Annotated in this window: 7 protein-coding genes; 2 read left to right on the forward strand and 5 right to left on the reverse strand. The window is 76.7% G+C overall.

Annotation, left to right across the window (positions count from 1 at the left end):
• Positions 1-81: 81 nt before the first annotated feature.
• Positions 82-1,032, reverse strand: coding sequence for a glycoside hydrolase family 9 protein (locus AB0L40_RS24395; RefSeq protein ID WP_364360826.1), 951 nt, complete (start codon positions 1,030-1,032; stop codon positions 82-84).
• Positions 1,032-2,567 carry a S8 family serine peptidase gene (locus tag AB0L40_RS24400; RefSeq protein ID WP_364360828.1) on the reverse strand — a complete coding sequence of 512 codons (1,536 nt, stop codon included), beginning with the start codon at positions 2,565-2,567 and terminating at the stop codon, positions 1,032-1,034. Before AB0L40_RS24400 ends, AB0L40_RS24395 begins: the two co-directional genes overlap by 1 nt.
• A 299-nt stretch (positions 2,568-2,866) precedes the next feature.
• Between AB0L40_RS24400 and AB0L40_RS24405 the strand changes: the two genes are divergently transcribed.
• Positions 2,867-4,564 carry a radical SAM protein gene (locus tag AB0L40_RS24405; RefSeq protein WP_364360830.1) on the forward strand — a complete coding sequence of 566 codons (1,698 nt, stop codon included), beginning with the start codon at positions 2,867-2,869 and terminating at the stop codon, positions 4,562-4,564.
• 129 nt (positions 4,565-4,693) lie between these two features.
• On the forward strand, positions 4,694-5,800 hold the full coding sequence (locus AB0L40_RS24410) for an NADH:flavin oxidoreductase/NADH oxidase (RefSeq protein ID WP_364360832.1): 1,107 nt from the start codon (positions 4,694-4,696) through the stop codon (positions 5,798-5,800).
• A gap of 130 nt (positions 5,801-5,930) precedes the next feature.
• Here AB0L40_RS24410 and AB0L40_RS24415 read toward each other — a convergent pair whose 3' ends face one another.
• From AB0L40_RS24415 to AB0L40_RS24425, 3 genes are all read right to left on the reverse strand, one after another.
• Positions 5,931-6,488 (reverse strand): hypothetical protein, encoded by a 558-nt coding sequence (locus AB0L40_RS24415; RefSeq protein ID WP_364360835.1) that lies wholly within the window; start codon positions 6,486-6,488, stop codon positions 5,931-5,933.
• Between the two features lie 210 nt (positions 6,489-6,698).
• Positions 6,699-7,433: a precorrin-3B C(17)-methyltransferase gene (gene cobJ / locus AB0L40_RS24420; protein ID WP_364360837.1), complete on the reverse strand. Its 735-nt coding sequence runs from the start codon at positions 7,431-7,433 to the stop codon at positions 6,699-6,701.
• Between the two features lie 258 nt (positions 7,434-7,691).
• Positions 7,692-9,065, reverse strand: coding sequence for a hypothetical protein (locus tag AB0L40_RS24425; RefSeq protein ID WP_364360839.1), 1,374 nt, complete (start codon positions 9,063-9,065; stop codon positions 7,692-7,694).
• Between the last annotated feature and the right edge of the window lie 83 nt (positions 9,066-9,148).

A 9,148-nucleotide genomic window follows, 5' to 3' on the forward strand; every position in this document is an offset into this window, starting at 1 on the left:
GGAGTGGATCGACTCGATCTCCGCCGACCTCGACACGAGCGACCAGGTCCGTCGCTGCTTCGAGGACACGGACGTGATCGCCTACGCCGGCGCGACGCCCGGGTCCGGCAGCCGCGGCGCGACGACGCCCGACGCCTTCCCGGCCGCGTACCACTCGCGGGCCTGCCGGAGGAGGTCCTCCCGGGCGGGACCGGTCGCCCGCTCGGCCGCGAGGGCCAGGGCCAGCGCCGCCTTGCCGCCCAGGTCACCGCCCATGTCGGGGTACCCCTGCCGCACGCCGATGCCGGGCGCGGGGGACGCGTCGTCGGTCGCCGGGTCGCGGAAGCCCAGGTCGTGGTCGCGGGCGTCGCCGACCTGGGCGACGAAGAGCTCCGGCGCCGGATGGGCCTTCACGAGCCAGCGGACGCCGACGTCGGCGGTGGCCCGCAGCCGGCCCGCGTCGGCCCGGTCCAGGCGCGCGGCGGCCTGCAGCGCCGCGGCGGCGTACGCGGTCGTCTGGGTGAACTTCAGCGTGTCGCCGGCGTCCATCCAGCCGCCGGTCAGGTCGAACCGCTGCCCGGCGTGCGGGCCGCTCGCGACGACCGCGTCGTTCAGGTGCGCCGGCCCGTGCGCCGGGGAGGCCTCGCGGCCGTCGGCGTTGGCGGCGAAGAACCGCAGGATCGTGGTGATCGGGGCCGTCGAGGCGTGTGACGCGATCGTCCACGGCCGCGAGGTCAGGCGCCCGGTCCGCACGCGGTAGGCGCCCGGGGTGCGCAGTCGCGAGAGGTCCGCGGCGGAGGCGCGGCGCCACGGCGCGGGCGCGCCGGGGGCCTTCGTCAGCCGGCCGCGCAGGACGACCCGGCCGCGCGCGTCGACGACGGTGAAGCGGCGGCCGGCGAGCTTCGCGGACGAGCCGACGATCGCGACCTTCGCGTCCGCCGGGGTGCTCGGCCCGCCGACGCGGATCGCGTCGGGCGGGGCGGCCTCGGCGGACGCGCCGGAGACCGTCAGGAGCAGTCCGGCGGCGAGCGCGAGGGCCGCGGCGCGCCGCATCAGAACGCCTTCAGCGCGACCGTGTGCGAGGCCGACACGTTGCCCGCCAGGTCCGTCGCCCTGCCGACGATGCGGTACGTGCCGGACTTCAGGCGCTTGCCGCGGCCGTCGGTCATCTTCACCGTCACGGCGCGGGCGGCCGACGGGGCGACGCCCTTCGTCCCGGCGGCGAGCTTCAGCGTCTGCGTCCGCTGGGCGGTCCAGCGCACGCAGGACTTCTTGGTGCGGTTGGCCTTCGTCCTCGGGCGGCACTTGCCGGACGACTTCCGGCCGATCAGCCGGCGCTCGATCGTCAGGCGGACGGTGGCGGCCTCCGACGTGCGGACGGTGAGCTTGGCGGCGGCGCGGGAGCTGCGGACGCGCTTGATCGCGAGCGCCGGCTTCTTCGTGTCCTTCGGGCTCGTCCCGGTGCCGGTGCCCGGGGCGGGGACCGGGTCCGGGTTCGTGCCGGTCCCGGCGGGGATGCCACGCCGCTGCTGGAAGAGCGTCACGGCGGCGGCCGCGTCGACGACGCCCCCGCTGGTCGACTTGCCGTCCCACGCGGGGACCTTGCGAGCGCTGTCGATGATCGCGCTGCGGACGTCGGCGGCCGACGCGGTCGGGTCGATGCCGAAGAGGATCGTGGCGACGCCGGCGGCGGTCGGGGCGGCGAAGCTCGTGGCGCAGCCGGTCGGGGCGTAGCCGCCGTCCTTCGTGGTCGTCACCGAGTTCTGGGTCGGCACCGCGACGTCGACGCTGCGCGGGCCGTAGGCGCCGCAGTCGAGCCCGTCGTCGGGGGCGGAGGTCGACACGCAGAGGACGTTGGGCGCGTCGAGACCGCAGGGTTGCGGGTCCTCGCCGTCGGCGTCGTAAGCGCCGCCGTTGCCGGACGGGATCGTCACGAAGAGCGTGTTGGGATGGGTGCGGATCGCGTCGCGCAGCCCGTCCTCGAGCGGCCCGGAGAGCCAGCTGAAGCTCGCGACGCGGGCGCCGCGGTCCGCCGCCCAGTCGATCGCCGCGGCTTGCACGTACTGGTAGCACTGGTCGCCGTCCCAGCAGGTGCGCAGCGCGATGAAGCGCGCGTTCGGGGCGACGCCGGCGCCGCCCTGGCCGTTGTTCCAGGCCGCGCCGAGCAGCCCCGCGACGAGCGTGCCGTGGCCGCTGCCGCCCGCCGGGTCGGTCGGGTCGGCGTCGGGCGTGATCGTGCCCGGGACGTTCGAGCCGATGAGGTCCCAGCCGGGGGCGCCCGCGGCGACGTTCCCGAGGTTGCCGGCGCCGTCGGCGTCGGGGGCCGGCACGGCCGCGGGCAGGGCGTAGAGCCGCGGCGCGATGTCGGGGTGCGCCAGGTTCAGGCCCGTGTCAGCGACGAGGACGGGGACGTCCTGGAGCGGCCTCCCCGCCAGGTCGAGCGCCTGGGGCACCTTCATGATCGTGAGCGGCTGCTGGCCGGCGGCCTGGGGATCGGTGGGCGCCGCGGCGTGGGCGCCTGACGCGCCGATCGCGAGCCCGGCGAGGGCGGTGGCGAGCGTGACGGAGGTGGTGCGACGGATGGACATGCGGGGCTCCTCGGCGAGGCGTGGTCGGGGTGTGGTCAGCACCCTGCCGGGGGTCGCATGAAGCGCACGTGAAGACGCCGCGGACGGTCGCGTGCGGCGTGCGAGGGAGGGGAGCGCGCGGCGCATCCACGGGTGTATAGGCCGTAGGCGCCCCGAGCGCAACGGGGTGGGCCCTGATCGGGACTCGGGCCCGTCGCGCTCGGCGGCCGCGACGCCGGGGCGCCGCGCGGGCGACCCGCCACCCGGGACGCCGGCCGCCGACCCCACGGCGTCCGCGATCCATGCGAACATGTGTTCGCATGCGGTGGGACCACCTGACCAGAGACCCGGACGCCGAGACCGCGAACCTGCCGGGGATGACCGACCCGGCGATCGTGCGCCGGTTCAACGCGCCGGAGGCCCTCGACACCCGCTTCTACGAGATCGAGGCGAAGACCGTCCTCAACAAGGTCCCGACGAAGACGGACCTGCCGTTCGGCTGGACGGTCAACCCGTACCGGGGGTGCTCGCATGCCTGCACCTACTGCCTCGATCCGGCCACACCGGTCCTCATGGCCGACGGCCGGACGACGCCGATCGGCGACCTCGAGCCCGGCGACGCGATCTACGGGACGAAGCGCGACGGCCACGACCGCCGCTACGTGACCACGACGGTCGAGGACCGCTGGCCGACGCGCAAGCCCGCGTTCGCGGTCCGCCTGGACGACGGGACGGAGTTGATCGCGAGCGGCGACCACCGGTTCCTGACGTCCCGCGGGTGGAAGCACGTCACCGGCTCGCAGCACGGCGCGGCGCGACGCCCGCATCTCACCGTGGGCACCAGGCTGCTGGGGCCCGGCGGTGCGGCGGAAGGCCCCGAGCACGACGACGCCTATCGGCGCGAGGCGCTCCGGCCGCTCGCCGCCGTCGGTGCCTCCGGGGACCGGCGCTCGGGTGCGGCTCGTGATCGGTCGCGGACCGGGGGTGTCGACCAGGACCTGGTCGGCGTCGCGGTCCGGGAGGACGGTCTCCGGGTCATCGCGATCGAACCGCTCGGCGTCCGCGACCTGGTCGACATCACGACCGGGACCGGCGACTTCGTCGCCGCCGGCGTGATCAGCCACAACTGCTTCGCCCGCCCCACCCACGAGTACCTCGGCTTCAACCCGGGCCGCGACTTCGAGCGCGAGATCGTCGTCAAGGTCAACGCGCCCGAGCGGCTGCGGGCGGACCTCGCCAAGCGGGCGCGGACACCGGCCTACGGCGACACCGTCGCGCTGGGGACGAACACCGATCCGTACCAGTGGGTCGAGTCCAAGTACCGGCTGATGCCCGGGATCTGGGAGGCGATCCGCGACGCCCGCGTCCCCGGGTCGGTGCTGACGAAGAGCCCCCTGCTGCTGCGCGACCAGGCGCTGATGCTCGAGGTCCAGGCCACCGCCGGGTTCGAGGCCGCGCTGTCGGTCCCGAGCCTCGACACGAAGGCCTGGCGGACGACCGAGCCGCACACGCCGCACCCCCGCGCGCGGCTGGCGGCGGTGGCGGAGCTCAACCGCATCGGCATCCCGACGGCGGTGCTCGCCGCGCCGATCATGCCGGGGATCAACGACTCGCCCGCGCAGATCGAGGCCCTGCTGGCCGCGTGCACCGAGGCCGGCGCGATCGGCGTGCGCGGCATCGGCCTGCACCTGCGCGGCACCACCCGCGACGTCTTCCTCGAGTGGCTGGCCGACGCACGGCCCGACCTCGTCGACCTCTACGCCGAGCTCTACCAGGACGGCCCGCACCTGCCGCGCAAGGAGGCCGCGCGGCTCGCGGGCCTCGTGCAGCAGGGCGAGCTCTGGGGCGCCCGCGTCGTCCGGACCGAGCGGCCGGCCGGTCCGTCGCGGTTCGCGCCCGGCTCCCGCGCGCTCTCGGGCGGCCCCGCCGAGCCGCCCCGCCAGGTCGCCGCGCGGCGGGCCGGCACGCGGGGGACGGCGCCGGCGGACGCCGACGCGGACCAGCTGTCGCTGTTCTGACGCCGCCTCGCCCGCGTCCGGCGACGACAGGCGACGGCGGACGAGCCTTCGTCCGGGAGGCCCGTCCCTCCGGGGCGGGCCGGGCGCTGCCCTAGCGTCCCTCCCCCGCCCCTCGACCCGGAGCCCCCGATGCCCGACACCCCCGCCGCCGACCGCACCGACCCGCCGCACCTCTTCAGCCCGCTGACCCTCCGCGGACTGACGCTGCGCAACCGGATCGCGGTCTCGCCGATGTGCGAGTACTCGGCCGAGGACGGGCTGGCGAACGACTGGCACCTCGTGCACCTGGGGTCCCGCGCCGTGGGCGGCGCCGGGCTCGTGATCACCGAGGCCGCCGCGGTCAGCCCGGAGGGCCGGATCTCGCCGCAGGACCTCGGGCTGTGGAACGACGAGCAGGTCGCGCCCCTGCGCCGGATCACGGACTTCCTCCACGCGCAGGGCGCCGCCGCGGGGATCCAGCTCGCCCACGCCGGGCGCAAGGCGTCGACCCTGCGGCCGTGGGACCAGCAGCCCGGTCGGCCGGCGGAGGTCGCGGCCGACGAGGGTGGTTGGACCGTCGTCTCGCCGACCGCCGCCCCGTTCGCCGACGGCTACCCGCGGCCGTCCGTGCTGGACGAGGCCGGGATCGCGGGCGTCGTCGCCGACTTCGTGGCCGCCACGCGGCGGTCGATCGACGCCGGCTTCGACTGGATCGAGCTGCACGCCGCCCACGGGTACCTCGTGCACGAGTTCCTCTCGCCGCTCTCCAACGACCGCACCGACGGCTACGGCGGCGACCTGCGCGACCGGGCCCGCCTGCTGCTGGAGATCGTCGACGCGGTGCGCGAGGCGTGGGGCCCCGACCGACCGCTGGGCGTCCGCCTGTCGGCCACCGACTGGACGGCCGGCGGCCTGACGATCGACGACAGCGTGCAGGTCGCGACGCTGCTGCGCGAGCACGGCGTCGACCTCGTCGACGTGAGCTCCGGCGGCAACGTGCCGGTCGCGCCGATCCCCGTCGGCGCCGGGTACCAGACGCCGCTGGCCGCGGCGATCCGCGCGCGGGCGGACGTCGCCACCGGCACCGTGGGCCTGATCACGGCGCCGGAGCAGGCGGACACGATCGTCCGCACCGGGCAGGCCGACCTCGTCCTGCTCGCCCGCGAGCTGCTGCGCGACCCCTACTGGCCGCTGCACGCCGCGAAGGCGCTGCGCCGCGAGGCGCCGGTGCCCGCGCAGTACGCGCGGGCGTTCTGAGCGGCGCGCGCTGGTCGCGCGGCGAGCGGCCCGGGGACCGGGCGACCGGGCGGGCGGCGACCCGGGCGGCGTGGGCCGCGATCACCCGGGCGCGGGCCCGCGCCCACCCGGCCGCGGGCCCGTCAGACGATCAGGTCGTCGGGTCGACCGGCGCCGGGGCCGGGTCGACCGGCGTGTTGTTCTCGAGCACGTCGCTGATGGCCGTGATGACGGTCAGGATCGACTTGTCGAGCGCCGCCTTGCTGACGACGATCTTCGCGACGACCGACTTGGTGACCTTCTTCTTCTTCACCGCCGTGGTGAACTGCGTGTCGAGCTTCTTCGCCGCCGCCGCCATCGCCGTCAGCTTCGGCAGGACGGCGTCGCGGGCCTCGGTGCCCTTATCGCTGGAGCCGTCGTCGTCGCGGATCTCGGTGCGCAGCGCGTCCGTCGTGCGATAGATCGCGCCGGCGTCCTTCGCCGCCGACTTCGCCCGCGAGAGGCTCGGCGTCTTCTGCAGCGCCTTGATCGACGCGGACAGGGCCTTCTCGCGCTTGTTGACCTGCTGCGCGCGCTCGGTGAACGTCTTGGCGAGCGAATCGTCGTCGGCGGACGCGAGGCCGGCGGCCGGGCCGAGGGCCAGGGCCGTCACGCAGGCGCCCGCGACGAGGGCCCGCCCGAACGATGTGCGGTGGTGGGGGGAGGACATCGTCGGAACGATACGCACGACCGCCGGAACGGTGCGCCGGGCCCGGCGGCGCCGCCCCCACGCCGGAGGTACGCCGTCCACCGGGTCCGGCCGCGACCGGACGTGCGTGCCCGCCTCCGGACCGAGCGGCGCCAGAGTCCGTCCACCGGGCCCGGCCGCGACCGGGCGTGCGTGCCGACCGTCCGGGCGGGGGATCCGGCCGCCGGGGCCTCAGCGCCCGCGGGCGGTGACCAGCCAGGGCCCCACGCGCTCGGCCGTCGGGCCGGCGACCAGCACGACCGTCCGCATCGCGACGGCCTCGGCGTCGAACGTCGCCAGCGTCGAGACGACGACCTCCTGGTCGGTGCGCCCGACGTCGGTGGCCAGCGCGACCGGGGTCCCCGGGTCCCGGTGCTCGAGCAGCAGCTCCCGGACCCGGTCCAGCTGCCAGGTACGGGTGCGCGAGCGCGGGTTGTAGAGCGTGAGCGCCAGGTCGGTGGCCGCCAGCGCCGACAGCCGGGCCTCGACCTGCTCCCAGGGCACGAGGACGTCGGACAGGGAGACGGTCGCGAAGTCGCCGAGCGGCGCGCCGAGCACCGCGGCGGCGGCGGTCCCGGCCGTCACGCCGGGGACGACCTCGACCAGCGGCCGCTCGGCCTCGGGGACGGCGGCGGCGGCGCGGAGCGCCAGGGCGGCCATGCCGAAGATCCCCGCGTCGCCGGACGACACGAGCGCGACGTGGCGGCCCTCCCGGGCCAGCGCGACGGCGCGCTCGGCGCGGTCCTCCTCGCGGCCCATCGTGCTGCGCTCGACGAGGTGGCGCTCGGTCAGGAGGTCGGCGCACTGGTCGACGTACGGGCCGTAGCCGACGACGACGTCCGCCCCCTGGACCGCGGCGGTCGCGCGCCCCGTACGCGCCTCCGCTCCCCCGGGGCCGAGGCCGACGATCCACAGGGCTCCGGGCACCCGCGACATCCTAGATGATGGATTCCACGATCTCGCGGCGTGGTGCACGTCCCGGACGGCACCTGACGCCACCCGGCACCTCCGTCAGACTTCCAGTCTGGCTCTCGGCACCGTGCGACGCCAGGACACCGCCCGAAACGCACCCCACACCCACGATCCCCGTCGAATCAACCATCTAGGGACGGCTCGGCCGGGCGCGCGGGCCGGCCGGGGCGAGCGGTGCCGGCGGGCGCTCGGAGCACCCGCCCGGGGTCCGGATCAGGACCCGTCGACCACGGCGCCGATGCCCGCGGCGAGGCCGTCGAGGAGGTCGCCCACGGGGTCGTCGCCGGAGGTCGCCGTCCCGTCGTCGCCGGTCGACGGCTCGTCGGTCGCGGTGCCCTCGGCGGCGGCCGGCGGCACGGCCGGGGCGGGCGTGGCGAGGTCCTCGGGGGTGCCGCCGATCGGCTCGTCAGCTGCCGGCACGTGGACGACGACCGCGGCGTCGGCGGTCGACGGCCCGCCGTCCGCGGGCGGCGTCGCGGCGTCGGTCGGGATCGGCACGCCGACGCTCGCGCCGTCGTCCGGGCTGGTCGTGGCGTCGCCGGTCGGAACCGGGACGCGGACCTCGACCGGGGCGGCGGACGCCGCGGTCGTGCCGTCGTCGGTGCCGTCGGCGGGCGTCGTCGGCGGGGTCGAGGTCGCGGTCCCGCGGCCCTGGTCGCTCGTGCCGATCGGGGTGACCACGGCGACGACGTTGCTGACCCCGTCCTTCGTGCGGTCGGCGTCGGTGACCACCGCTCGCGTCCGCTCGGCGGGCGTGAGCTGCAGGCGGACGCGGACCTCGTAGGGGCCGCCGTCCTTCCCGGACCCGGTCGCCGTGGGGGCCACGAGGTCGACGAGCGCCCGCAGGGCCATCGGGCCGGTCGAGTCCTGCGCGGTCGCCGCGAGGGCCGCGACCGCGGCGTCGTCGAGGCGGATGCGCACGTCCAGCCGGCCGGGCAGCGGCGCGGCCTCGGGCGTCGCGTCGTCGGTCGGGGAGCCGGTCGCCGTGCCGCTGCCGTCGCCCGACGCGCTCGGGTCGTCGGAGCCGGTCGCGTCGTCGCTCGGGGTGGTGCTCGGGGTGGTGTCGTCACCGGACGCCGGGTCGTCGCTCGTGGAGGTGCCGCCGTCGGTGGCGGTGTCGTCGCTGGGGGACGTGTCGCCGGTCGAGGACGTTCCTCCGGCCGGGGAGGACGTGTCGTCGGACGGCGAGCCGCCGCCCGAGGACGAGCCCGCGTCCGCCGTCGCGTCGTCGGAGCCGGCCGGCGCGGCGCTCTTCGCCGCCGCGCCCACCGACCGCGCACCGTCGAGGACGGTGGTGACGCCCGCCGCGCTGGTGCGGACCCGCTCGCGGGTCGCGGCCAGGCGGACCCGGACCTCGCTGCCGGCCTTCAGGGTGCCGGAGTCGCTGTCGGTGACGCTCAGGTCCGTGACGCGCAGGCGGACGGCCGCCGTCACCGTCGAGCCGTCCCCGCCGCCGTCGGTCGTCCCGCCACCGGACGGCGTGCCCGTGCCGCCGCCGTCCGAGGCTCCGCCGGAGCCCGCGCCGTCGGAGGGGGTGTCCGCCGCGGTGCCGCCGTCGCCCGAGGCGCCCGGGGACAGCGCGGCCACGTGCCGATCGTCTTCCTCACCGCCCGCGACGCGACGGAGGACAAGCTCCGCGGCCTGACCTCCGGCGGCGACGACTACGTCAC

It is taken from the genome of Patulibacter sp. NPDC049589 (assembly GCF_040675535.1).
GTDB lineage: Bacteria > Actinomycetota > Thermoleophilia > Solirubrobacterales > Solirubrobacteraceae > Patulibacter.

What these genes read in the sequence shown, in the direction of transcription:
- AB0L40_RS24395 (WP_364360826.1), bottom strand. Translation starts at nt 1,032, where the DNA reads ATGCGGCGCGCCGCGGCCCTCGCGCTCGCCGCCGGACTGCTCCTGACG.
- AB0L40_RS24400 (WP_364360828.1), bottom strand. Translation starts at nt 2,567, where the DNA reads ATGTCCATCCGTCGCACCACCTCCGTCACGCTCGCCACCGCCCTCGCC.
- AB0L40_RS24405 (WP_364360830.1), top strand. Translation starts at nt 2,867, where the DNA reads ATGCGGTGGGACCACCTGACCAGAGACCCGGACGCCGAGACCGCGAAC.
- AB0L40_RS24410 (WP_364360832.1), top strand. Translation starts at nt 4,694, where the DNA reads ATGCCCGACACCCCCGCCGCCGACCGCACCGACCCGCCGCACCTCTTC.
- AB0L40_RS24415 (WP_364360835.1), bottom strand. Translation starts at nt 6,488, where the DNA reads ATGTCCTCCCCCCACCACCGCACATCGTTCGGGCGGGCCCTCGTCGCG.